Genomic DNA, 22,609 nt, shown 5'->3' on the forward strand with positions numbered 1-22,609 from the left:
AGCAGGAGGGCCCCGCCGGAAGGCGGGGCCCTGTTCTTTTCAGCGACGGAGGCAATACGCCGGTGAAGTCCCTCTTCGGCAAGCTCGCCGACGGCACGGAGGTCTACAGCTGGTCGCTGGCCAACGGCGGCACGCGGATGAAGGTCCTCTCCTACGGCGGCATCGTGCAGTCCCTGGAGATCCCGGACCGCCGCGGCCGGCTCGCCAACGTCTGCCTGGGCTTCGACAACATCGAGGACTACGTCGCGGGGAGCCCGTACTTCGGCGCCCTGATCGGCCGGTACGGCAACCGCATCGGCAAGGGCCGGTTCACGCTCGACGGCAAGGCCTACCAGGTCGACGTCAACGACGGCGCGAACAGCCTGCACGGCGGCGCCGAGGGCTTCGACAAGCACGTGTGGGACGTCGAGCCGTTCACCAAGGGCTCGGACGTCGGCCTGTACCTGTACCACACATCCGTCGACGGCGAGATGGGCTACCCGGGCACGCTCAAGGTGAAGGTGACGTACACCCTCACCAAGCACGGCGACTGGCGCATCGACTACGAGGCCACCACCGACAAGGCCACCGTCGTCAACCTCACCAGCCACGTCTACTGGAACCTCGCCGGCGAGGGCAGCGGCACGATCGAGAACCACGAGCTGAAGATCGCCGCGTCCCGCTACACCCTCGTCGACTCGGGCCTCATCCCCAGCGGTGAGCCGGCCCCGGTCGCGGGCACCCCCTTCGACTTCCGCCGCACCAAGCGAATAGGCGAGGACCTGCGCGAGGCGCACCAGCAGCTGCTGTACGCCAAGGGCATCGACCACAACTGGGTGCTCGACAAGGGCATCTCGCCGAAGCCCGAGTGGATCGCCACCGTGAAGGACCCGTCCTCCGGCCGCACCCTGCGGATGGCGACCACCGAGCCCGGCCTGCAGTTCTACTCGGGCAACTTCCTCGACGGCACCCTCGTCGGCCCGAGCGGGCGCACCTACCGGCAGGGCGACGCGCTGTGCCTGGAGACGCAGCACTTCCCGGACTCGCCGAACAGGCCGTCGTTCCCGTCGACGGTGCTGCGACCTGGGCAGACGTACCGTTCGACGACGGTGCACTCGTTCAGCCGCTGACGCCTGAGACATCCCCTCTGACGGATCTTCACAGGTGACACACAAGTTCTCACCGATTTCTCAGTGGTTGAACAGCGCCACCCCAGCCTCCGTATGTATGGGCGGCCCGTGCTCCCCCGCGCGGGCCACCCAAGACGACGGGCCCGGACGTCCCCGCCGGGCCCGCCCCATACGGAGGTTCCATGGCCGACAACGTCACCTCGCTGTTCCGCAGCACCGCGGCACACAGCCCGTCGATGGCGGCGCTGACGCGTGAGGGCGGCGACGGGGCCGGTCCGGTCGACTTCTGCATCCCCTGCAACCCGTACTTCCCGACACCGGAGATGTTCGCGGACATGGGGGCACGGCTGCGGGACATCATCACCTACTACCCGAGCAGCGCCGACACCATCACGGCCGAGCTGTGCAGCCTGCTCCAACTCCCGCCGCAGTGCGTGGCGATGGGCAACGGCTCCACGGAGCTGATCACCTGGATCGACCACCTGATGGTCCGTGAGTCCCTCGCCATCCCCGTCCCCACGTTCGGCCGCTGGACCGACCAGCCGATGGAGACCGGCAAGCGGGTCGACATGTTCCCCCTGCAGGAGTCCAGCGGCTTCGCCCTGGACCTCGCGCAGTACGCCGAGTTCATCCGGGCCAGGGGCACACGGGTCGCGGTGATCTGCAACCCGAACAACCCCGACGGCGGCTACCTCCACAAGCACGCGCTCGTACAGTTCATGGACGCGATGGCCGACCTGGACCTGGTCATCATCGACGAGTCGTTCCTGGAGTTCGCGGACGCCGAGCAGGATCCGTCGGTGGTCCAGGAGGCGATGCTGCGCCCGAACGTCATCGTGCTGCGCAGCCTCGGCAAGAACTTCGGCCTGCACGGCATCCGCTTCGGCTACCTGGTCGCCAACCCGGCGCTCGCGGGCATGGTCCGCACGATGCTGCCGAAGTGGAACCTCAACGCCTTCGCCGAGCACGTGGTGTTCATGCTCAAGAACCACGGCCCCGAGTACGCGCAGAGCCTCCATCAGGTGCGCCGGGACCGCCTCGACATGGCCAGCCAGCTCTCCGCGCTGCCCGGTCTGACGGTCTACCCGTCCCAGGGCAACTTCCTCTTCGTGCGCCTCCCCGTCGGCGCGGAAGGCACCGTGGTCCGGGACCGGCTGCTCACCGAGCACCGGATCCTGGTCCGCGAGTGCGGCAACAAGATCGGTTCGTCCAGCCGCTTCCTGCGCCTCGTGGTGCGCCCCCAGGTGGACGTGCGTCGCCTGGTGTCCGGCCTGGAGCAGGTGCTCTACGGGTCCAGGAGGGGAGCCGCCGTACCCGAGCTGGGTACCGGGACCAACTACAGCTCGGGTACGGCGGCCGTGGACCGGTTGGTCAGCTCCACCAATGGCGCGGGTATGCAGGGGCTCGCCGCGCAGGCCATGGGCATGGGGGCGGGGATGCCCGCGGCGGCTCAACCGCAGCCGCAGCCGGCCGCCGCCGGTATGCCGATGCCGGCTCCGGTTCCGGTGGCTCCGGGGCCGGTTCCGGTGGCTCCGGCCCCGGCGCCGGTGCCCGCCCCGGCTCCCATGCCCGCCCCCGCCCCGCCCGCTCCGGCGCCGTTCCCCTCGCCTTTGGCGCCGGCTGCGGCGGCGATTCCCGGGCCCACCCCGCCGGGGGTGCCGGCTCGGGGTGGGCTTACGGCCGCGCAGGTGCGGGGTACTACGGGGCCGGGACTCGCCCCCGCACCGGCCACCGGATGGCCCAACAGTCAGAGTTGGCCGAATGCGGCGGGGATGGGGCAGGTCGGGTAGCGCCTTCTCGCTAGGCCGGGTTCAGGCGCCACTGTTGGCAGGTGTTGTTCAGCCACGTCCACTGGCGTACGTCCGCACCGTCCGCCGTTCCGCAGTTCGCCACGTCGGCCACCTTGCCCGTGGCCTGGTTGGCGATCTGGACGTAGCCGCTGTCCGTGGCGATGAAGCGGAAGCGCTGGCAGGTGTTGTTCAGCCAGGACCACTGGCGCAGGTCGGCACCGTCGGCGGAGGAGCAGTTCTCGGTGTCGAGAGCCTTGCCGCTGGCGACGTTGACCAACCGGTGGGTGTCGTCCCCCAGGTCCTCCAGGCGCCACTTCTGGTTGTTGCCGCCGCCGCACGTCCACTGCTGGACATTGGCGCCGTCGGCGGTCGAACTCCCGGCCACGTCCAGGCACTTGCCGCTGTTGCGGTTGACGATCGTGTACGTCGTGGAGACGCTGGACGGCTCCCCGGAGGGGCCGGCGAGGGAGGCGCCGAGACGGACAGGGGTGCCGAAGTTCGGGGTGCCGTCGGAGTTCCAGGTGAACTTCTGCGCCCGTGTCGTACGGCCGTTGTCGCAGCCGTCGCTCGCGCTGTCGTTGGCGTGGTAGACGATCCAGTTCTCGGTGCCGTCGGGGGACGTGAAGAAGCCGTTGTGACCGGGGCCGTACACGCCGTTCGCGTCACTGCGCTGGAAGACCGGTGTGGACTTCTTGGTCCAGGAGGAGGCCGACAGGGGGTCGGAGCCGGTGAGCGTCAGCTGGCCGAGCTTGTAGTCGGGGGTCCAGCAGCCGCTTCCCGAGTAGATGAGGAAGGTCTTGCCGCCGCGCTGGAGGATCTCCGGCCCCTCGTTGACCGTGCCGTTGCGCTCCCAGTCGTAGGTCGGCGTGGAGACGGTGGAGAAGCCGGTGGCGAGGGTGTACGGGTTCGACATCCGGGCCGCGACGATGTTCTGCGTGCCGCCGCCGGTCGCGCTGCCGAAGAGGTACAGCTGGTTGTTGATGGTCGCCACCGTCGCGTCCAGCATCCAGACGGAGTTGAGCTGGTTCTTGTAGGTGTACGGCCCCATGGGGTCGGAACCGGCGCTCTCCAGCACATGGGTGCGCTGGGTCGGGTTGTAGTCGGAGATGTTCTGCCCGGCGACGTAGTACAGGTACCAGCGGCCGCCCAGGAAGTGGATCTCGGGCGCCCAGATGTTGCAGCAGCGGCTCGCCGCGTCCCCCTTCCACACCTGCACGCTGGGGGCGGTGGCGAGGCCGGCCAGGGTGGTGGACTTGCGCATGGTGATGACGTCGGTCCAACTCGTCGTCACCATGTAGTAGTTGCCGTTGTAGTACGAGATCCAGGGGTCGGCGCCCTTCTGGGTCTTGACCGGGTTGGCGAAGGAGGCCGCGCTCGCGGACGGCTGCCCGATCGAGAAGGCCAGCAACAGTGCTGCCAGCAGGGTCAGTAGGCGACGGGCCATCCGGTGCTCCAGTTCAGAAGGTTGATGCCCAGCTTGGGCGTGCCGTTGTCGTTGCCGTCGTAGTAGTGGTAGACGATCAGGTCGCCGTCGGAGTCGTTCATGATCGACTGTCCGCCGGGGCCGATGACGCTGCCGTGCGACTCCAGGACCGCAGTCCCGCCGTTGTTCATCATCGAGACGCCGTTCTTGTCGACGTACGGCCCGGTGACGCTGGTGGCGCGGCCGACCTTGACCTTGTAGGTGGAGCTGGTGCCGGCACAGCAGGTGTCGTAGGAGGCGAAGAGGTAGTAGTAGCCGCCCCGCTTGACGATGTAGGGCGCCTCGACGGCCTTGGTGCCGGTCGGGCGGGAGGCGAGCGAGTACCGGGTGGTGTTGGAGGAGAGCTGCTTCCCGGTGGACGGGTTGATCTGGATCATCTTGATGCCGGTCCACCAACTGCCGAAGGACAGCCACCACTTGCCGTCGCCGTCGACGAAGAGGTTGGGGTCGATGGCGTTGTAGTCGCTGGCGGAGCTGGAGGTGTAGACGGTGCCCTGGTCGCTCCAGCTGCCCGGCCGGCCGGTGCTGGAGGTGGCGAGGCCGATGGCGGAGGTGTTCGAGCCGAACTTCGAGACCGAGTAGTACATCAGGTACTTGCCGCCCTGGTACGAGATGTCGGGCGCCCAGGCCTCCGGCACGGAGGAGTAGGTCGACCACCAGCCGGGGCGGCTGCCGAAGGCGTCGGCGCCCGCGCTGAAGGCGGTGCGGTCGGACGACGCCTTGCTGGCGATGCCACCGCCGGTGGCGTACAGCAGGTACTGGCCGGACGAGGTGCGGATCATCGTCGGGTCGTGCGTGACGACGGAGCCGGTGACCCGGCCGGGGTTGGGGTAGGCCGACGCCGTGGAGGGGATCAGGGCGAGGAGGGCGGCGGTGGGGAAGGCGAGGAGGGCGGTTCGTTTGCGGAGAGTGCGGCTCGTGCGGCTCATGCGGGTTCTCCTTGCGGGTGGGGGCATACTCTGCTCGATATTTCGAACAATGCTCGCAAGTTCGAACGGACCGTAGAATCGAACGTCTTGCGCGTCAATGGTTCGCGCACGAACCAGGTTTCGCTCAGGTGTGGGTTCCGGGGAGCGTGGGCCGTTCACCGGTCGGACGGTGGCGCCCTGGGGTAGATGTGGACGCATGATGCCGCTGAACGAAGCCCGGGACGAATTGCAGCATCTGCTGGACCGTTGCCAGCAGTGGTTGCGGATGGTTGAGGAGGCGTCGGATCTCCTCCCCGAGGCCGACGACCTGGAGTCGGAGATCGAACAGATGGAGGCCCTGAGCACCCGCGCCCTGTCGTCCATGCTCAAGGTGGCGCTGCTGGGGCGGCAGTCCTCCGGTAAGAGCTTTCTGATCAGCGGCCTCCAAGGCGGCCTGGAATACCGAAGGCTCATCGACGAGGACGGCGAACAGTCGGACGAATACATCGGCATCCTGCCCTCGTCGGCGAGCCCGACCACCGCCTGCCCCACGACGGTCATCCCTGCGGGGGACGATCCCACGGTCGACGCGGGAGAACGGGGGCTGCTGCTGGTCAAGTTCAAGGGGGTGGCCGGCTGGACGAAGATCGGCAAGGATCTGCACCGCGCCGAAGTGGCCGCCTACGCGGCGGCGGACGGCAACAGGGCGGACCGCCACGCGGAGCACGTCAACGAGCAGGTCGAGCGAGTGCAGCTCCTCATCTCCAAAGCGCGTCTGCCGATAGAGCTCTTCGATCTGCCCGGCTCGGAGTCCGAGGACGAGGAACGCGACGAGATCATGTACGAGGCCTGGAAGGAGGCCGACTGCTTCATCTACGTGAGCCAGGCCACCGAGGCCCTCACCGCAAACGAACTGCGCCTGATCCGGGATCTGTACGCCCACGCCGTGCCCGCCAAGAAGCGGGTTCTGTGGGTCCTCTCCGGGATCGACCGGGCAGCACAGATCGAGCACAACCAGGCGGCCTGGAAGAACGTACTGGCCACCAACAACCAGTACCTGCACAACCGTTATCGCAAGTCCGAGGCCTTCATCGGAGACGGTTTCCTGCCCGTCTCGGCGGCCTTGGAGGCCCAGGCCGAGTTCGAGGAGGCCAAGGGGGGCGACGGAAGCACGCTCAGACGCCGGGGCCGCATGGGCGAACTGCGCGACCGGCTCCAGGACCTGATGGAGTCCGGAGCCGGGCACAAACATCTGAAACAGGTCGGGGACGAGGCCGGCTGGCTCGTCCGGGGCAGACGGCGAACGATCGCCGACCTGCTCGACGTTCACCGTGTGACTGTGGACAACATGGAGGCTGAGCGAAACCGCCTCCGTGAACAGCTGGAGGGTATGGACGACTCCCTCGTACGGATGCGGGCGGAGCTGAACGACGAACTCGACCGCAGGATCCGCAAGGCCCAACGGCCTTTCGGGAACCTGGCGGACGAACTGCACCGGGGACTGGACGACTTGATCGACGCCGGCAACCTCAGCGCCGAGCATGTCAATGATGTCGACGTCCGCCATGTCCAGGTCTTCAACGAGTGGATGACGGCCCCCGAAGGACCCGGCACGCTCTGGGAGCAGGAACGCGCGGCACTCGACGATAGTGCCCGTCTGTTCCTGCGGTCGGAGTTCGGCGAGGACACCCAGTCCCAGCTGGTCGGGCCCGAGCCGCTCGACCTCGACGCCATCCCGCTGCAGTCGGACGGGGACACCCCCTGGCGGGCGTACGGCATGGTCCAGGCGTGGGCGAACACCCTCGGTGTCGCCAGCCCCCTCGCCGGCGGAGCGGTATGGCTGACGACCAGTCTCAGTCTCGCCACCATCGCGGTCCCGGTCGGGGCGGCCATCCTCACCGCCATCGGTATCGCCCGGATCACGGACGCCCTCAGAGAGCGGGAGTCCAAGATCCAGCAAGCCCGTAAGGAACGCAAGGAGATGATCGACGAGCAGGCGAAGGAGGCCCGCACCGGTTTCGAGGAGATGGTGCGCAACGACGGCCGGCGCGTGATCGACGCGGCCGAGGAGTACCACCACCGGCACAGGTCCCGGCTGCGCGCGACGCTGGAGGAGATCGTGCAGCGCATCAACGCGGACGACACCGCCAGGAGCCGCGAGATCGTCGCGCGCCTGACGCCGGTCGAGGAACGGGGCCGGGCCATCGGCACCGACATCCAGAACCTGCTCGACCGCAACAGGACGGACTGACGGTTCACCGCCCCGCCGCGGGCCTGAAGAGGGCTGACCAGTACGGCACGTCGACCTCCGCACGGACGGTCTTGCCGGGCGGCTGACGGTCCAACACCTCCCAACGGTCGGCGAGCACGTCCGCGAGGACGAGTCCGCGGCCGTGCTCGTCGAGGGGGTGGGGGCGCCGTACGTCGCCGGGTTTCGGAGGACGAGGTTCGGTACGGGTGTCGCTGACCTCGATGCGGATGCTGCCCGTCGGGAGCGACAGACGCAGCTCGAAGTCCCGGCCCGGGACTCGGCCGTGGGTCACTGCGTTGGCGGCGAGTTCGGCGACGATCACGGCGACGGCATCGGAGGCGTTGGTGCCGTGCGGGATGCCCCAGGCGTGGAGCTGGTTCAGGGATAGGTGCCGGGCGAGGCGGGCGCCTCGGGGGGTGGCGCTGAGGCGCTGGGTGAACGTACGTACGGTGACCGGGGGTTGGGGGGTGAGCGGTGCTGGCATGCCCTCAATCTGGCCGGGTTGGGGGCAGTTCACCAGGTGGGCGGTGCGTACGGTGCGGGAGCGTACGCGGTTACGGGGTGGACAGTACTCGTAACTAGCCGTAACCATGAGCGCGGGAGGTGACCGACCGTGGTCGATGGTGTGGTGGGTACGGGTGGGGAGCCGGAGTCGTCGGACAGTCTGCGGACGTTCGGGGCGGTGGTTCAGGCGTTGCGAGAGCATGCCAGCCTGAGCCGGGAGGAGTTCGGGGATCGGGTCGGGCTGTCCAAACACACCGTGGCCTCGGTGGAGCTGGGGCGTCGGATGCCGGATCCGACGTTCGCGGAGCGGTCGGAGGGGGTGCTGGGAAACACGGGGGCTGTGCGGAACGCGGCCAAGCATCTGGCTCGGCAGCCGGGGTTGGCGGCGTGGTTTCGGCGGTGGGCGCAGCTGGAGGGCACAGCGATCACTCTGTACACGTACGAATGCCGGTTGATCCCCGGGCTGTTGCAGACCGAGGCGTACGCGCGGACCCTGTTCACGAACCAGTTGCCGCCGCTGAGCGACGAGCAGATCGAGGCGCAGTGGGTCGCGCGAGCGGAACGGCAACGGCTGCTGCGGGAGCGGCCGAACACGGCATTCGCCTTCATCCTGGAGGAGCACCTGTTCCGGCGGCACACGGGTGGGGTGGAGGTCACGCGGGGCCTCATCGACCATGTGCTGGAGATCGCTCAACTGCGGAATGTGGAGCTCCAGATCATGCCGACGGAGCAGGAGACGCACGCGGGACTGGACGGCCCAATGCGCCTGCTAGAGACGCCGGAGAACAAGTGGTTCGCCTACTGCGAGGGGCAGGAAAGCGGCCAGTTCATCGCTGACTCGAAGGTAGTGAGCATGCTCCAGATGCGGTATGCCAGGATGCGCTCACAGGCTCTGACTCTCAAAGACTCCACGAGCCTGTTGCAGCGGATGCGAGGAGACCTATGAGCACCGGCGAACTGGCCTGGTTCAAGAGCAGCTACAGCGGCGGTTCCGGCGATGACTGCGTCGAAGTGGCCCTCTCCTGGCACAAGTCCAGCTACAGCAGCGGCGGTTCGGGCGACTGCGTAGAGGTCGCCACCTGCCCCCACACCATCCACGTCCGGGACTCCAAGCACCCCCACGGCCCCCAACTCGCCCTCTCCTCCATCGCCTGGGCCGGCTTCCTCGCCGAGGTCAGTGTCTCGGATGCCTCCGTGAGGGCATGAGCCGGTCGCCGAACGCTTCCGCGCCCACGATGTCGGACGTGGCCGGGACATCACCCCAGAGGTCGAGTTCCAGGTCGGACATCTGCGCCAGCTCACGTAGATCGAGCACCCCGGTGGGGCCGCCGTCCACCAGTCCGATCTCCAGCCTTCTGAGGCGGGGAAAGACCTGGCGCAGCAGACCCAGGTGCGCGTAGTCGCGCACCCCTGTGAATCTGAGGTACTGGATCCGTGGGTTCGGGGTGAGGGAGATCAGGTCGGCGAGGGAGTCGATGCCCAGGACGAGATCGGTGAGCCGGGGTGCGGGCAGAGCGGCGCGAAGGATTCCCGAGGCGTCCCGGTTGTAGCCGGTGACCGTCAGGGTGCGCAGTTTCACCCAGCCCTCCAGGCTTTCGAGTCCTTCGGCATAGTCGAACTCCACCGACAGGTCGCGGACGCTCGGTAGCTCGGGGAAGTCCCGAAGGGCCGGGCAGCCTCGCACTTCCAGTCGGCTCAGGTCCGGCCTGCTGCGAAGGAAGGCGAGGTCGTCAATCACGTCGTTGTTGTACAGGCCGAGCGAAACGAGGTGCCGCGTCGGCAGGTGGGCGGCCACGTCCGCCGCCTCGTACGAGCCGGTCAGCGTGAGCTCGGCGACCGACCCCAACAGGCCCAGTCGTACGAGCTTCTCGGGCCGGTTGACGACGAGATGGGGCACGTGCATCCCGGCCAGCACCTCGTCGGCGTACTCCGCCAAGGGACGCAGGTCCCAGACCTTCGCCACCTCAGTGCGGACCCCCCGGTCGGGATGCGCGGCGTATCCCTTCAGCTTCCGGTTCGCCTCGCCGCCGCGAATCAGGCCCAGGAGCCTGACCGTGTTCACGGTCAGGGGACCAACCGCCTGCTCGGCGTCCCGCTGCACTCCCACGGCCCATTCGCCCAGGCTCGCGAGGTCCTCGGCCTGTCCCACGTGAGCCGGCGGCATCAGCGCGGCCACCCGGCTTCTGACCGCCTCCATCAGCACGGGGTCCAACTGCCGCAGGCTGACGGCGCATCGGGCGGCCAGTACGTGTCGTTGGTACCGCTGATGACCGGCCGTGTCCCCGAGGGCGGTGATCTCCTTGATGAGATGCTCGGCGAACGGCCGCGTGGTGTGCCCCACGGTCAGCACGATCACGTCCCGCCAGGCCTCGTTGTCCACGTGCTTCAGCAGTTCGGGGACGTAACCACTGTCGTGGAACTCCTTGGCCGCCAGAAAGTCCTGGAACGTACGGTGGATGAACTGGATCGCGTCGTCCGCGCGTTCCTGGAGCAGCCCGCTGCGGTCCAACAGGAAGCGCAGGATGCGCTCCGGATTCCCCTGCTTCGCAACCTGGGGCATGTCCCGTACGGCCAGGTCGAGTTGCTGGAGGGCCTGCTCGTAGGTCATCTGCTGTTGCCCGGTCCGTACCAGCCAGATGGCGAGCCGCTGAAGCAGCGCGTGCTGATCGTCGGAGTCCAGGGTGACGGGATCGGCGTGGCGAACGCCGCGTCCCATGTCGCGCCCGCCGAGGAGCATGGCGAGGGCGGCTCTGAAGAGCGACCAGCGGGTGGTGGGCAGCAGACCGCGGCGGCGCCGGTGCAGTGCGCAGATCACGGCGCACAGCAGCGGGGTGCGGGCGAGGACCCGTAGTGCGGTGTTCTGCTCCAGTTGGTGCAGCAGATCCTCTTCCAGGGAGGCGAGGAGTTTCTTCTCCTCGCCGCTTCGGCGGGTGTCGTAGAAGTGGTCGCATTCGAGGCGAGCAGCCTGGTGCCAGGCGCGCACGAAGGTGCGGATGTCCTCGTCGCTCATGGGCAACAGCGTGAGTTCGACGAAGTGCTCCTCCTTGAGCCAGTCCTTGTCGACCGCGTTGGGGCGGACGGTCGCCAGGCACCGGGTGCGGGGGTAGCGGTCGAGGAGAGTGGAGAGCCAGCGCCGGGCCTCCTCACGCTCCGCTGCGGGTACTTCGTCCAGGCCGTCAACCAAGACCAGTCCCCGGCCCGCCTCCATGACGCGGCGGCACCAGCCGTCGGGCGGATCGTCCGTGAGGGACCGGCCGGCGCAGAGCAGCTCAGCCACCGACGGGTACCCTCTGCCGCGCGCGTGCACCTCACGCAGCGGGATCACGAAGGGGACCAGCCCGTTCAGCTCGGTCAGCTCCGCACCCAGGGTGTCGGCGGCGGCATGTGCCGCGAGCCACCACACCAGGGTGGTCTTGCCCGCCCCGGCTTCGCCCCGGAGCAGGGCACGGGGGCGGTTGGCCAGCAGGTTCTCGATGCGCTGGACGGCGTCCCGGTCCGGGGCACCGGTCCATGGGGTGTCGGACCACGGGTCCTGGACACCGGACCCCGCCTCCTCCACGTACGGGGCGGCCTCGGCCCGCAGGCTCAGGTAGGCGGTATCGAGGTCCCAGCGGGACTCGCTCCTGCCGAGTTCCTCGATGCCGAAGATCTCCGTCTTGCGGTACTGGGAGCTGAGATCCTTCGCGTACTGGTCCTCGAACCGCTCATCCTGAGGGTGGAAGTCGGTGATCCCCTCCAGCCTGATCCTTTCCCGGAGCGGCACCAAGCGGTCCCGGTCCCGCCGCGCCAAAGCCGTGATCGGTACCGCCTCGATCCTGAGGTGGTGCCGGTCACGCGGCACCTGGGTCACCACCCCGAGCAGCACGCGGCCGGCCAGGACCGGTGCGCCCGAGAGACCGCTCAGGGGAGAGGTGGCGCGCCCTCGTTCGTCGGCCGCCGACCGGTCGAGTTCACAGACCAGGAGGTCCCTCATCCGTCCGGCCATCGGCAACACGGTCGCGCGGTACTGGTCGTACTCAAGATCCTCGCGCTGCTCCCCGTATCGCTGAACCCGGGGGAAGCCGACGATCTGGCAGTGCGGCAGCGGGTCACGGGTGCGGACGTCGCCGCACCTGAGGCGGCCCAGGGGTGCGGCGTGCTCGGCGCCGAGCACGTCCGTCCCCAGGGTCAGCACGGTCACGTCCAGCGCCTCGTCCGCCCAGTCGACGAAGCACTGCACCGGCTTGCCAGAGGCGGGGTGGATCACTTCGACGGACGAACTGCCCGCCACCACATGCCACGACGTGAGCACCTCCCGCCGGTCGAGCAGCACCCCGCTCCCCTGCCCACGCCCCCACACCACGACCACCCGATCCAGGGCGCTCCCCCCGATCACCGCGCGTCATCACCTCCGCCGAACCGGCGGACGCTACCCCGGCTCTCGTTGCGCACCTTCCACGGCTGCCCGGTCCGGCTGTCCACCGCTCTGAGCGTGACCGCCACCCGATGCGTCCGGGTCGCGCTCCCGCCCCCGTCGGCCCCGGCCTCCACCACCCAAGCCTTCACCTTGACCCCGCCCGTGACCTCCTTGCGCAGCTCGACGCTGAACTCCAGCTCGATGTCGCCCACTTCGAAGGCCACGTCGTGGCCGGACGAACGAGCCGCGGCAGTGATCAGTTCGTCCCGTACCGCCTGTACGGCGTCGGCCAGTTCGATCCGGTGGTCGGTCATGTGCCAACGCTAGAGAGACCTTGGCGTGCGCCGCCATCGGTTCACGCCAACCGCCGTGGCCGCGAGACCGCGAGACCGTCCAGCAGCGCCATCCCCAGCGGCGTCGCCGCATGCAGCACGGCCTTCCCCGCCCTGCACGTGCTGAGCAACCCCGTCTTCGATCTGGATTCCATCCAACCCGCTTGTCCGGCAAGGAACTTGACCGATGCTCCCTTTGCCTAACTGACAGCCCATCAACAGAATCCGCCCTTACGGTGCCGTGTTCATGACAGACACTTCGAAGGCAACCCCCACCACGATCGGTCGCCGCACCGTACTGATCGCCACCGGCGCCACCGCCGCCTCCCTGGCCGTCACCGCCGCCGCGCCCGAAGCCCCCACAGCCGAGGCGGCCGACACGGCCCCCGTCGCCGCCGCGGCCGTCTGCACGCTCACGAAGGAGATGACCGAAGGTCCCTACTACCTCGACGGACAGTACGTCCGCTCCGACATCACCGAGGGCAAGACCGGCTTCCCGCTCAAGCTGGCCCTCACCGTCGTCGACGACGACACCTGCGCGGTGATCCCCAACGCCCTCGTGGAGATCTGGCACGCGGACGTCCTCGGCGAGTACTCCGGTTTCGTCGGCAACAACGGCCACAACGAACCCGACAGCGGCACCTTCCTGCGCGGCGGCGTCCTCACCAACTCCAGCGGCGTCGCCAACATCACCACGGTCTACCCCGGTTGGTACCGCGGCCGCTGTGTGCACATCCACGTCAAGGTGCACACGAACGTCACCCTGACCTCCGACGGCTCCTTCACCGGCGGCCAGGAACTCCACACCGGGCAGCTGTTCTTCAACGAGACGATCACCGCGAGAGTCGGCGCGCTGTCGCCGTACTCCGCCAACACCGTCACCCGCACCACCCTCGCCCAGGACTCCATCTACGACGGCGGAGGCTCCACATCGGGCCTGCTGACCCTCACGGCGCTCGGCAGTTCGCCGTCGGCCGGGTACGCGGGGACGCTGACCCTGGGGGTCGAGAACTGACCTGGCCCCACGAGCGACAGGCCGCGCCCGGCATGCACGAGCGGGCGCGGCCTGACGTACGGGCTACTTGCCGGGGCACTCCTTCCACGCCAGGTGGTACACCGTGCTGATGTCCCCGTCCGTCGAGTCCATCGTCATGAAGCTGACCTTGTCCGGCGAGGACGTGCCGGCGCTGACCCTCAGCTCGGTGTTGATGTTGAAGTTGCGCTGAACTCCACAGGGCGCCCAGACCAGTTGGGCCCAGTCGGTGCTGTCGGTGGCCTGCCAGTTGTCGTTGAGGGGGCCGCTGTAGGAGTGGTTGCGGAACTGCGTGTTCGGGGAGCCCTGGAAGTAGTACGAGGCTCTCTGGATGGCGCTCGCGCCGGGCTGGAGGGCGGCGAAGCCGCGGTAGTCGGCGCTGGCGATGGCGTAGGTGAAGCCCTGCGGGACGTGCACGACCAGGTTGAGCTGACAGTTCTTGCGGAACGCCGTGGGGTCGGAGTTGCCGCCGACCTGGGCGAGGTAGTCGCTGTACGTCACGGTGAACGCGGTGTTGTCCTCCGAGACGGCTACGGCGGTGGTGCCCTGCGGGCAGCCGGAGCCGTTCACCGTGGCGACCTTGATGACGATCTTGTCCGGCGGCGGGTCTTCGAACGCGGGGGTCGCCTGCGCGGGCAACGCCATGGTGAGCAGGGCGGCCAGCGCACCTCCGCTCAGCAGGTATCGCAGGAGTCCACGTGCCATGGAGCTCTCCTTGGGGTTGGGGGGTGGCTGCGCCCCCGACCCGTGGAGCCCTGTTGAAGCTTTGAAGAAACCGTGAGGTTTATGTGAAGGCCGGAGGCGTTGGAATCGTAGGGAGCCGCATGAGGGGCAGCCAGGGCGAACTCCAGCCATTTACCGCCGAGTTGAGCGATGCATCCCCAGGTGATTCACAGCCGCACATTAAGCCTCTCCTCAGAGAGACCCCTAATTTCCTTCACATGACGGGAAACACAGCGCACAACTCACAGCACAGTGAGCAACAGCCCGGCACACACCGGCGAGACCCGGGCGTCCGGCGTCGCCGCGTCCTGATCGGCGGTGGCGGTGCAGCCGTGGCCGGCGGTCTGGCCATCGCCGGGATCGCCTCGGCCGACACCACGACGCAGGAGAGCGAGACGTCGACCACCGCCTCGACGGAGGCCTCCACTTCCGCCGCCGCCGGCATCTGCGTCCTCAACGCCGAGGTCACCGAGGGTCCGTACTCCCTCGAAGGCGCCCTCGTGCGCGAGGACATCCGGGAGGACAAGGAGGGCTTCGAGGTCCGGTACACCTTCACCGTCGTCGACACCGCCGACGACTGCGCGCCGCTCGCCAACGCCCTCGTCGAGATCTGGCACTGCGACCACCTCGGCGAGTACTCCGGCTTCGTCGGCGGCAACGGCCACCAGGAGAAGGACAACGGCACCTTCCTGCGCGGCGGTCAGATGACCGACGACAGCGGCCAGTGCACCATCACGTCCATCTGGCCGGGGCACTACGTCTCGCGCGCGGTCCACGTCCATATGCGGGTGCACACGGACGTGACGCTCACCGACGACTCATACACAGGCGGCGAGATCGTTCACACCGGGCAGCTCTTCTTCGACCCGGACATCAACACGGAGATCCAGGCGACCTCGCCGTACTCGGAGAACACCACCCGCGAGACCCAGCTGGCGGACGACAGCATCTACGACGACGGCGGCGCGTCCTCCGGTCTGCTGACCCTCACCGCGCTCGGTGACAGCGTGGCGGACGGCTACAAGGCGACCTTGACAGTAGGCGTCAGCACCGCCTGATATCCCATCGGTCAGGTGCTGACGGGCTGCCGCTCCTCGGCGGACTCGATCCCGGCCGCCTTCCCCTCGTTCAGGTGGGCGCGGATCGAGTACGCCAGGGCGGCGGCCCACACCGCATACAGGGCGACGTACACCGCCGCGGCCGTCGCCCCGGACACCGCGAGCCAGTCGCTGTTCAGCAGTGTGCGGACGTTGGTGACGAGGATGACGCCGCCCACCGCCGAGCCCAGCACCCGCGGCGGCAGGATGCGCACCAGCCACGCGGCGATCGGCGCGGCGACCAGTCCGCCGAGGAGGAAGGCGGCGACCCACACGAAGTCGATGCCCTGCGAGCCCAGCGACAGCAGGAAGCCGAGGCTCGCGGCGACCGCGACCAGGAACTCGCTGGTGTCGATCGAACCGATGACCTTGCGCGGCTCCATCCGCCCGGAGGCGAGGAGGGCGGGCGTACCGACCGGCCCCCAGCCGCCCCCGCCGGTCGCGTCCAGGAACCCGGCGACCAGACCGAGCGGGGTGAGGAAGCGGCGCCGCAGCGGCAGGCCCACCCGGTCCTTGGGCAGCCCGCGGAAGGTGAAGCGGGACATGACGTACACGCCGAGGCCCAGCAGGATCAGGGACATCAGCGGTGCGGCGATCTCGGTCGACAGCTTCGACAGGACGGTCGCGCCGAGGAACGAACCGACCGCGCCGGGCACGCCGATCTTGCCTACGACCTTCCAGTCGACGTTCCCGAAGCGCCAGTGCGAGGCGCCCGACATCAGCGTCGTACCGATCTCGGCGAGGTGCACCGTGGCCGAGGCGGCGGCCGGGTTGGTGCCCATGGCCAGCAGCAGGGTGGTCGACGTCACGCCGTAGGCCATGCCGAGGCTGCCGTCCACGAGCTGGGCTCCGAGGCCCGCGAGGGCGAGCAGTATCAGCGTGCGCATGCGACCGGTCCCGTCTTTCCGAGGTTTCCTACCGGGTTGATAGGGATGGACGGGACCGGACATTAGGGCATCAAGCTGAGGGCGAGCTGAGAGTGTCCACGGTGTGGACACGTGTCCGAGATGCGGACATCAGCTCAGCCGGATCACGTTCCAGGACAGCGGTTCCAGTGCGGCGGTGAGGCGGTCGTCCTTCAGCGCGGTGCCCTCGACCGGGTGCGGGGCGACCCGCTCGGGGTCGTCGAGGGTGTTGCGGGCGTCCGGGTCGGCGTCCGCGAGGGCGCTGTGCTCGGCCACCCGCGTCAGGTCGAGGCCGTTCAGGGCGACCTCCAGGGGCAGCGCCTCGGTGCGGCTGCGGTTGACCGCGAAGACGGTGACCGTGCCGTCCTCGGCGCGCACGGCGGTGGCGTGCAGCAGGTCGGTCTCGCCGTACTTCTTCGTCTCGTACGTCGGGGAGTCCACGCGGACGTCCAGGACCTGGCCGCGGCCGTACTCGGCGGCCTGCGCGAAGGGGAAGAACGTCGTCTGCCGCCAGGCCGGGCCGCCCGGCTCGGTCATGATCGGGGCGATGACATTGACCAGCTGAGCGAGGCAGGCGACGGTGACGCGGTCGGCGTGCCGCAGCAGCGCGATGAGGAGCGAGCCGAAGACGACGGCGTCGGTGACGCTGTAGTTGTCCTCCAGGAGGCGGGGGGCCTCCGGCCAGTCGTCCTGCTCGAACTCCTTCGCGCGCGCCTCCCACTCGGGCAGGTACCAGACGTTCCACTCGTCGAAGGAGAGGTTGATCCGCTTCTTCGACTTCAGCCTGGCGCCCACGTGGTCGGCCGTCGCGACGACGTTGTCGATGAAGGACTCCATGTCGACGGCGGAGGCGAGGAAGGAGTCGATGTCGCCGTTCTCGGGCCAGTAGTAGGCGTGCAGCGAGATGTAGTCGACGAGGTCGTACGTCTCCTTCAGGACCGTCGCCTCCCACTCGGCGAAGGTCGGCATGGACTGGCTGGAGGAACCGCAGGCGACGAGTTCGACGTGGGGGTCCATCTGGCGCATGGCCCGGGCCGTCTCCGCCGCGACCCGGCCGTACTCCTCCGCGGTCTTGTGGCCGGTCTGCCAGGGGCCGTCCATCTCGTTGCCCAGGCACCACAGCTTGATGCCGAACGGGTCCTTGTCGCCGTGGGAGGCGCGCAGGTCGGACAGGGCGGTGCCCTCGGCGTGGTTGGCGTACTCCTGGAGCTCCAGGGCTTCGGCGACGCCTCGCGTGCCGAGGTTGACGGCCATCATGGGCTCGGCCTGGGGGCCGACCTTACGGAGGAAGTCGATGTACTCGGAGAGGCCGAAGCGGTTGGTCTCGGTGGAGTGCCAGGCCAGGTCGAGGCGGCGCGGGCGGTCCTCGGCGGGGCCGACCGAGTCCTCCCACTTGTAGCCGGAGACGAAGTTGCCGCCGGGGTAGCGGATGGCGGTGACGCCGAGTTCGCGGACCAGGTCCAGGACGTCCTGGCGCAGGCCCTTGTCGTCGGCCGTGGGGTGGTCCGGTTCGAAGATGCCGGTGTAGACGCAGCGGCCGAGGTGTTCGACGAAGGATCCGAACAAACGGGGGTTGACCTCGCCGACGGTGAAGGCGGGGTCGAGGGTGAAGCGGGCGGTGGTCTTGCTCATGGGGGCCTTTCGGGAACGGAGTTACTTGAGGACCGGCCAGCCACGGACCCAACCGAGCCTGTTCAGGCCCAGCTTCGGGGTGCCGTTGTCGTCCGCGTCGTAGTAGTGGTACGCCAGCCAGTCCTGGCCTCGGTCTCGGAAGACCGACTCACCGCCGGTGCCGACGTACCTGCCGTGGCCGGCGAGGAGCAGGTCGCCGCCGCCCTCCAGCATGGGCTTGCCCGTGCTGTCGACGTACGGGCCGGTGACGGTTGCGGACCTGCCGACCTTGATCTTGTAGGTGGAGTTCACTCCCGCACAACAGGCGTCGTAGCTCGCGAACAGGTAGAAGTAGCGACCGTGCTGCACGATGTACGGGCCCTCGACCGCGTACGGGGCGTCCGGGCGGGTGGCCAGGTGGTGGACGTCGGTGCCGGGGAGGGCCTTGCCCGTCGTCGGGTTCAGTTCGACCATGCGGATGCCCGTCCAGTACGAGCCGAACGACATCCACAGCCTGCCGTCCGCCCGGATGATCGCGGGGTCGATGGCGTTCCAGGTGTCGGTCGTCTCGGACGAGAACACCTTGCCGTGGTCCGTCCAGGTGCCGGGGAGGCCGGAGCGGGACGTCGCGACGCCGATCGCCGAGTGGTTGGTGCCCCAGGACGAGACGGCGTAGTAGAGCCAGTACTTGCCGGAACGGTAGGAGATGTCCGGCGCCCAGGGGTCGCCGGTGTCGTTGTACTCGTACCACCAGCTCGGCGGCTCGGCGAAGGCGTTGCCCTCGTCGGTCCAGTGCACGCGGTCCTTCGAGAGGCGGGCGCCGATGACGCCACCGGTCGAGTACGCCACGTACTGGCCGGACTTCAGCTTGATGACGGTCGGGTCGTGGATGATCTCCTGCCCGCCGATGGGCTGCGGATCGGGGTAACTCTCCGTCGCCTGCGCCGAGTTGGGGAGGAAGACCAGGAGGACCGCCGCCAGTACGGCGGTCAGCGCTCTGTGTGCTCTCACTGTCCCGCCAATCCCGTGTGGGCGACGCCCGCCACGATCTGCCTCTGGAAGAAGACGAAGACGACGATCAGCGGCAGGCCCGCCATCAGGCCGCCGGCCATGAGCTGGGCCCACTGGATGCCGTAGGAGTTCATGACGGTCGCGATGCCGTTCGGCATGGTCATCAGGTCGGGGTTGTTGGTCACCATGTACGGCCAGAGGAAGTTGTTCCACGACGCGATGAAGGTGAAGATGCCGACCGCCGCCAGGGAGGGGCGGGCCAGCGGGACGACGATCGTGAAGAAGACCCGCCAGCGGCCCGCGCCGTCGATGAACGCGGCCTCCTCCAGTTCGCGCGGGATGCCCTGGAAGAACTTGTAGAGGATGTAGACCATCGCGGCGGGCGCGCACTGCGGCAGGATCATGCCCCAGTAGGTGTCCACCATCCCCATCTGCTGGACGGTGGTGAACAGCGGCACGCCGAGGACCGCCGGGGAGATCATCAGGCCCGACATGACGATGCCCATGAGCACGCTCTTGCCGCGGAACTCCGTGCGGGCGAAGCCGTATCCGGCGAGGGCGCTGACCGCCAGCACGACGGCGGTGACGCAGACCGACACCACCAGGGAGTTGACGAACCAGTTGGTGACGTTGCCGGTCTCCCACAGCGACTTCCACGCCTGGACCGTCCAGACCTTCGGCACCCAGTGCGGCGGGATCTCGGCCGCCTCCGCCTCGGACTTGAGCGAGGTGAGCAGGGCCGCGGCGATCGGCGCCACGAAGACGGCGGAGACGGCGACGCCGATCAGTGTGAGGACGATCTGGCTGGGCGTCCAGGGCTTGCGGGACTTGCTGCGTGCGGTGCGTGCGGTGCGTGCGGTGCGTGCGGTCCGCACAGGCGTCTCGGCGGTGGTCATCGGCCGCCCTCCTCACGGTTGCGCAGCAGCCACATCCGCGCCAGGGCGACGACTGCGATGATCACGAAGAAGATGATGGACATCGCGGAGGCATAGCCCACGCGGTAGCTGGTGAAGCCCTGTTCGAGGGTGTACTGGACGAAGGAGCGGGTGCTGAGCTCCGGTCCCGGCGAGAAGTCCATCATCACGACGGCCTGGTCGAAGAGCTGGAGCGAGGCGAGGATCTGGAGCGCGATCACCAGGCCGGTGATGTTGCGCAGCATCGGCAGCGTGATGTGGACCATGCGGTGCCAGGCGTTCGCGCCGTCCAGTTTCGCGGCCTCGTAGAGGTGGTCGGGGATGCCCTGGAGGGCGGCGAGGTAGAGCAGGAAGCTGAAGCCGACCGTCCACCACAGGGTCTCGATGACGATGGCGAGCATCGCGTACGACTTGTCGGTCAGCCAGGGCGTGTCGAGCCCGAAGGTCTCGTTGATCAGGCCGATGCCCTGGGTGAACAGCCACTGGAACATGTTGGCTGCGACCGTCGAGGGCAGCAGGAACGGCACGAAGAAGCACAGCCGCCACAGCCATTTGCCGCGCTCGATGTTGTGGGCGAGCATCGCGAGCAGGAAGGCGAGGACCGTGATGCACGGGACGACCAGCAGCGTGAAGTAGGCGCTGTGGCCGAGCGCGTCCCACATCGCCGAGTCGTTCAGGGCCTCGCGGTAGTTGTCGAGGCCGACGAAGCTCGCGCCCTCGCCGGAGATGTTGGCGTCCGTGAAGCTGAGCCAGACGCCGCGCAGCAGCGGCCAGATCACGAACAGCACGAAGAGCGCCAGGAACGGGGCGACGAACCAGCCGCCGTGCTGGAAGCCCTGCTTGCGGCGGAGGGTCGCGGTGGCGGTCGCCGTCCTGGCGCGCGACGGCGCGACGACGGTCTGGGCGCTGGTCGTCATGTGAGCGCTGGTCGTCATGCGACCGCACCTCCCTGCGCAGCGGTCCTGCCGTCCATCGGGTTCTTCGAGGCGAGGAGCTTGGTGAGGTGTTTCTTCATCGTCCTCGCGACCGCAGCCGGCCCCGCGGAACCCATGGTCGAGGAGACGACGACCGGGCCGAGGTCCTGGGCGAGGACGCCGGTGGAGCCCGCGAACCACACCTTCGGCTCGGTGGCCTGGTGGTCCATGGCGCTCACGTACTCGTTCTGCGGGGCGAGCTTCTTGTACGCGTCCGTGGAGAGCGTCGGCGTGTACGCGGGGATGTGACCGCCGGCCGCCCACTGGAGGGCGTGCTTGACGACGTACGCGGCCAGTTCGTGCGCGCCCTCGTTGGTGGCGCCGCCGCGGCCCGACTGGTGCGGCAGGACGAAGGCGTGCGACTCGGCGTGGGTGGCCTGCTTGCCGAAGACGGGTGGCAGCGGGGTCGCGCCGTAGTCGAGCTTCGCGCCGGAGAAGACCGGCACCGACCAGTTGCCCTCCCAGGTGAAGGGGGCGCCGTTGATGAACTGCTCGCCGGTGGGGGCGCCGGGGATGACGTACCCGTCGGTGACGTGCCGGCGCAGGAACTCCAGGACCTGGGTGGCCTTGTCGGCGTCGAAGAGGACCTCGGTGTTGTCGTCGTTGAACCACTGGCCGCCGAGCTGGGTGTAGAAGGCGACGAAGAACCACCACTGGAAGTTCTGGTCGTTGGTCCACAGACCGATCGTCTGGAGCCCCTTCTTCTGGGCGGCCTTGGCCTTCTTCAGGACCTCGAACCACTCGTCGGTGGAGGTGACCGGGATCATCCGGCCGTCGTCGCCGAGCAGGTCCGCCTTCTTCAGCACGTCCCTGCGGTAGAAGCAGAGCTGGACGTGGATGTCGAGCGGGAGGGCGTAGAGCTTGCCGTCGATGACGCCGCGGTTCCACAGGGCGGGGTTGAAGTCCTCCTGCCGCACGCCGTATCTGGCGAGCAGGTCGACGTCCCACGGGTCGAGGAGGCGGCCCGGCGAGAAGCCGGTGACCCGGCCCATGTGCATGACGCCGAGCTCGGGGGCGCGGTTTCCGGCCGCCGCCATGGCGAGCTTGGTGTAGAAGGGGTTGCCCCACTGGAGGGTGGAGTCCTTCACGTCGATGTCCGGAGTGGCTTTCCGGAAGGCGTCCAGCATCGCGATCATGTTGGCGCCGTCGCCGCCGCTGAAGAGGTTCCAGTAGCGCACCCGTGTGTCTGCGCCGGAGGCGAGTGCGTCTGCGCCGGTGCCGAGCGCGGCGAAGCCGAAGCTGCCGGCCACCGCCAAGCCGCCTGCTGTGGCCAGAAGTTGCCTACGGTTCAGGCCAGGTCGTCCCATTCCCTGCCCTTACTGTTCGAGATATCGAATTGTGCACGTAACTTCGGACGGGACCGTAGGGTGAAAGCGCTTTCTAGTCAATGGGTCGTGCACGAATTCCGAGCAGCGCCCGAGCCCTGAGCGTCCCTCGCGGAGTCGACTACGGATTCGGCAACGCCCCTAAGGGGCGCGGGGAACTGCGCGACCAGCCACAACGGCCCCGCAGACGACCGACGACCCGATCCCGGCCCCACCCGCGGAGCGCTTCGTTCCCGGTTGAAC

Annotated in this window: 18 protein-coding genes and 1 pseudogene; 7 read left to right on the forward strand and 12 right to left on the reverse strand. The window is 68.3% G+C overall.

Annotated elements, in window-relative coordinates; genetic code table 11:
- Positions 1-47 precede the first annotated feature (47 nt).
- Both PBV52_RS13730 and PBV52_RS13735 read left to right on the forward strand, forming a co-directional pair.
- Positions 48-1,109, forward strand: a pseudogene (locus PBV52_RS13730) (aldose epimerase family protein); the annotation flags it as partial.
- Between the two features lie 182 nt (positions 1,110-1,291).
- Complete coding sequence (locus PBV52_RS13735) at positions 1,292-2,899, forward strand: histidinol-phosphate transaminase (RefSeq protein ID WP_274238635.1); 1,608 nt, start codon at positions 1,292-1,294, stop codon at positions 2,897-2,899.
- A 10-nt stretch (positions 2,900-2,909) separates the two neighbouring features.
- On the opposite strand, the gene PBV52_RS13740 is transcribed toward PBV52_RS13735, so the two are convergent.
- Both PBV52_RS13740 and PBV52_RS13745 read right to left on the reverse strand, forming a co-directional pair.
- Positions 2,910-4,343, reverse strand: coding sequence for a family 43 glycosylhydrolase (locus PBV52_RS13740; protein ID WP_274238636.1), 1,434 nt, complete (start codon positions 4,341-4,343; stop codon positions 2,910-2,912).
- Positions 4,325-5,311 carry an arabinan endo-1,5-alpha-L-arabinosidase gene (locus PBV52_RS13745; protein ID WP_274238637.1) on the reverse strand — a complete coding sequence of 329 codons (987 nt, stop codon included), beginning with the start codon at positions 5,309-5,311 and terminating at the stop codon, positions 4,325-4,327. The genes PBV52_RS13740 and PBV52_RS13745 overlap by 19 nt, the downstream gene beginning before the upstream one ends.
- A 196-nt stretch (positions 5,312-5,507) precedes the next feature.
- Here PBV52_RS13745 and PBV52_RS13750 point away from each other — a divergent pair, with 196 nt between their 5' ends.
- On the forward strand, positions 5,508-7,541 hold the full coding sequence (locus PBV52_RS13750; protein WP_274238639.1) for a dynamin family protein: 2,034 nt from the start codon (positions 5,508-5,510) through the stop codon (positions 7,539-7,541).
- A 4-nt stretch (positions 7,542-7,545) separates the two neighbouring features.
- Here the strand turns inward: PBV52_RS13750 and PBV52_RS13755 are convergent, their stop codons facing one another.
- Positions 7,546-8,025 carry an ATP-binding protein gene (locus tag PBV52_RS13755; protein ID WP_274238640.1) on the reverse strand — a complete coding sequence of 160 codons (480 nt, stop codon included), beginning with the start codon at positions 8,023-8,025 and terminating at the stop codon, positions 7,546-7,548.
- Between the two features lie 129 nt (positions 8,026-8,154).
- Between PBV52_RS13755 and PBV52_RS13760 the strand changes: the two genes are divergently transcribed.
- Together PBV52_RS13760 and PBV52_RS13765 are read left to right on the forward strand one after the other, a co-directional pair.
- Positions 8,155-8,991 (forward strand): helix-turn-helix transcriptional regulator, encoded by an 837-nt coding sequence (locus PBV52_RS13760; RefSeq protein WP_274238641.1) that lies wholly within the window; start codon positions 8,155-8,157, stop codon positions 8,989-8,991.
- Positions 8,988-9,251 (forward strand): DUF397 domain-containing protein, encoded by a 264-nt coding sequence (locus PBV52_RS13765; RefSeq protein ID WP_274238642.1) that lies wholly within the window; start codon positions 8,988-8,990, stop codon positions 9,249-9,251. Before PBV52_RS13760 ends, PBV52_RS13765 begins: the two co-directional genes overlap by 4 nt.
- Here PBV52_RS13765 and PBV52_RS13770 read toward each other — a convergent pair.
- Both PBV52_RS13770 and PBV52_RS13775 read right to left on the reverse strand, forming a co-directional pair.
- Complete coding sequence (locus PBV52_RS13770) at positions 9,220-12,420, reverse strand: NACHT domain-containing protein (protein WP_274238643.1); 3,201 nt, start codon at positions 12,418-12,420, stop codon at positions 9,220-9,222. The two genes, PBV52_RS13765 and PBV52_RS13770, sit on opposite strands and share 32 nt — an antisense overlap.
- Entirely contained in the window at positions 12,417-12,755 is a 339-nt protein-coding gene (locus PBV52_RS13775; protein ID WP_274238644.1) for a trypco2 family protein, read from the reverse strand. Before PBV52_RS13775 ends, PBV52_RS13770 begins: the two co-directional genes overlap by 4 nt.
- 265 nt (positions 12,756-13,020) lie before the next feature.
- Here PBV52_RS13775 and PBV52_RS13780 point away from each other — a divergent pair, with 265 nt between their 5' ends.
- Entirely contained in the window at positions 13,021-13,788 is a 768-nt protein-coding gene (locus tag PBV52_RS13780; RefSeq protein ID WP_274238645.1) for an intradiol ring-cleavage dioxygenase, read from the forward strand.
- A 63-nt stretch (positions 13,789-13,851) separates the two neighbouring features.
- Here the strand turns inward: PBV52_RS13780 and PBV52_RS13785 are convergent, their stop codons facing one another.
- The gene (locus PBV52_RS13785; protein WP_274238646.1) at positions 13,852-14,511 is read right to left on the reverse strand and encodes a DUF4360 domain-containing protein; all 660 of its coding nucleotides are present in this window, start codon (positions 14,509-14,511) and stop codon (positions 13,852-13,854) included.
- Positions 14,512-14,747: 236 nt separating this feature from the next.
- Here PBV52_RS13785 and PBV52_RS13790 point away from each other — a divergent pair, with 236 nt between their 5' ends.
- Positions 14,748-15,587, forward strand: coding sequence for an intradiol ring-cleavage dioxygenase (locus PBV52_RS13790; protein WP_274238647.1), 840 nt, complete (start codon positions 14,748-14,750; stop codon positions 15,585-15,587).
- 11 nt (positions 15,588-15,598) lie between these two features.
- Here the strand turns inward: PBV52_RS13790 and PBV52_RS13795 are convergent, their stop codons facing one another.
- The 6 genes from PBV52_RS13795 to PBV52_RS13820 form a co-directional block, all read right to left on the reverse strand.
- A complete protein-coding gene (locus PBV52_RS13795; protein WP_274238648.1) occupies positions 15,599-16,513 on the reverse strand; it encodes a sulfite exporter TauE/SafE family protein in 915 nt (304 codons plus the stop codon).
- Between the two features lie 129 nt (positions 16,514-16,642).
- On the reverse strand, positions 16,643-18,163 hold the full coding sequence (locus PBV52_RS13800) for an alpha-N-arabinofuranosidase (RefSeq protein WP_274238649.1): 1,521 nt from the start codon (positions 18,161-18,163) through the stop codon (positions 16,643-16,645).
- Between the two features lie 21 nt (positions 18,164-18,184).
- On the reverse strand, positions 18,185-19,153 hold the full coding sequence (locus tag PBV52_RS13805; protein ID WP_274238650.1) for an arabinan endo-1,5-alpha-L-arabinosidase: 969 nt from the start codon (positions 19,151-19,153) through the stop codon (positions 18,185-18,187).
- Positions 19,150-20,049 (reverse strand): carbohydrate ABC transporter permease, encoded by a 900-nt coding sequence (locus tag PBV52_RS13810; RefSeq protein ID WP_274238651.1) that lies wholly within the window; start codon positions 20,047-20,049, stop codon positions 19,150-19,152. Before PBV52_RS13810 ends, PBV52_RS13805 begins: the two co-directional genes overlap by 4 nt.
- On the reverse strand, positions 20,046-20,984 hold the full coding sequence (locus PBV52_RS13815; protein WP_274249377.1) for a carbohydrate ABC transporter permease: 939 nt from the start codon (positions 20,982-20,984) through the stop codon (positions 20,046-20,048). The genes PBV52_RS13810 and PBV52_RS13815 overlap by 4 nt, the downstream gene beginning before the upstream one ends.
- Before the next feature lie 14 nt (positions 20,985-20,998).
- The gene (locus PBV52_RS13820) at positions 20,999-22,348 is read right to left on the reverse strand and encodes an extracellular solute-binding protein (protein ID WP_274238652.1); all 1,350 of its coding nucleotides are present in this window, start codon (positions 22,346-22,348) and stop codon (positions 20,999-21,001) included.
- Positions 22,349-22,609: the final 261 nt, after the last annotated feature.

Origin of the sequence: Streptomyces sp. T12, from assembly GCF_028736035.1 — a bacterium.
Classification (GTDB): Bacteria; Actinomycetota; Actinomycetes; order Streptomycetales; family Streptomycetaceae; genus Streptomyces.

What these genes read in the sequence shown, in the direction of transcription:
- PBV52_RS13735 (WP_274238635.1), top strand. Translation starts at nt 1,292, where the DNA reads ATGGCCGACAACGTCACCTCGCTGTTCCGCAGCACCGCGGCACACAGC.
- PBV52_RS13740 (WP_274238636.1), bottom strand. Translation starts at nt 4,343, where the DNA reads ATGGCCCGTCGCCTACTGACCCTGCTGGCAGCACTGTTGCTGGCCTTC.
- PBV52_RS13745 (WP_274238637.1), bottom strand. Translation starts at nt 5,311, where the DNA reads ATGAGCCGCACGAGCCGCACTCTCCGCAAACGAACCGCCCTCCTCGCC.
- PBV52_RS13750 (WP_274238639.1), top strand. Translation starts at nt 5,508, where the DNA reads ATGATGCCGCTGAACGAAGCCCGGGACGAATTGCAGCATCTGCTGGAC.
- PBV52_RS13755 (WP_274238640.1), bottom strand. Translation starts at nt 8,025, where the DNA reads ATGCCAGCACCGCTCACCCCCCAACCCCCGGTCACCGTACGTACGTTC.
- PBV52_RS13765 (WP_274238642.1), top strand. Translation starts at nt 8,988, where the DNA reads ATGAGCACCGGCGAACTGGCCTGGTTCAAGAGCAGCTACAGCGGCGGT.
- PBV52_RS13775 (WP_274238644.1), bottom strand. Translation starts at nt 12,755, where the DNA reads ATGACCGACCACCGGATCGAACTGGCCGACGCCGTACAGGCGGTACGG.
- PBV52_RS13780 (WP_274238645.1), top strand. Translation starts at nt 13,021, where the DNA reads ATGACAGACACTTCGAAGGCAACCCCCACCACGATCGGTCGCCGCACC.
- PBV52_RS13785 (WP_274238646.1), bottom strand. Translation starts at nt 14,511, where the DNA reads ATGGCACGTGGACTCCTGCGATACCTGCTGAGCGGAGGTGCGCTGGCC.
- PBV52_RS13790 (WP_274238647.1), top strand. Translation starts at nt 14,748, where the DNA reads ATGACGGGAAACACAGCGCACAACTCACAGCACAGTGAGCAACAGCCC.
- PBV52_RS13795 (WP_274238648.1), bottom strand. Translation starts at nt 16,513, where the DNA reads ATGCGCACGCTGATACTGCTCGCCCTCGCGGGCCTCGGAGCCCAGCTC.
- PBV52_RS13800 (WP_274238649.1), bottom strand. Translation starts at nt 18,163, where the DNA reads ATGAGCAAGACCACCGCCCGCTTCACCCTCGACCCCGCCTTCACCGTC.
- PBV52_RS13810 (WP_274238651.1), bottom strand. Translation starts at nt 20,049, where the DNA reads ATGACCACCGCCGAGACGCCTGTGCGGACCGCACGCACCGCACGCACC.
- PBV52_RS13815 (WP_274249377.1), bottom strand. Translation starts at nt 20,984, where the DNA reads ATGACGACCAGCGCCCAGACCGTCGTCGCGCCGTCGCGCGCCAGGACG.
- PBV52_RS13820 (WP_274238652.1), bottom strand. Translation starts at nt 22,348, where the DNA reads ATGGGACGACCTGGCCTGAACCGTAGGCAACTTCTGGCCACAGCAGGC.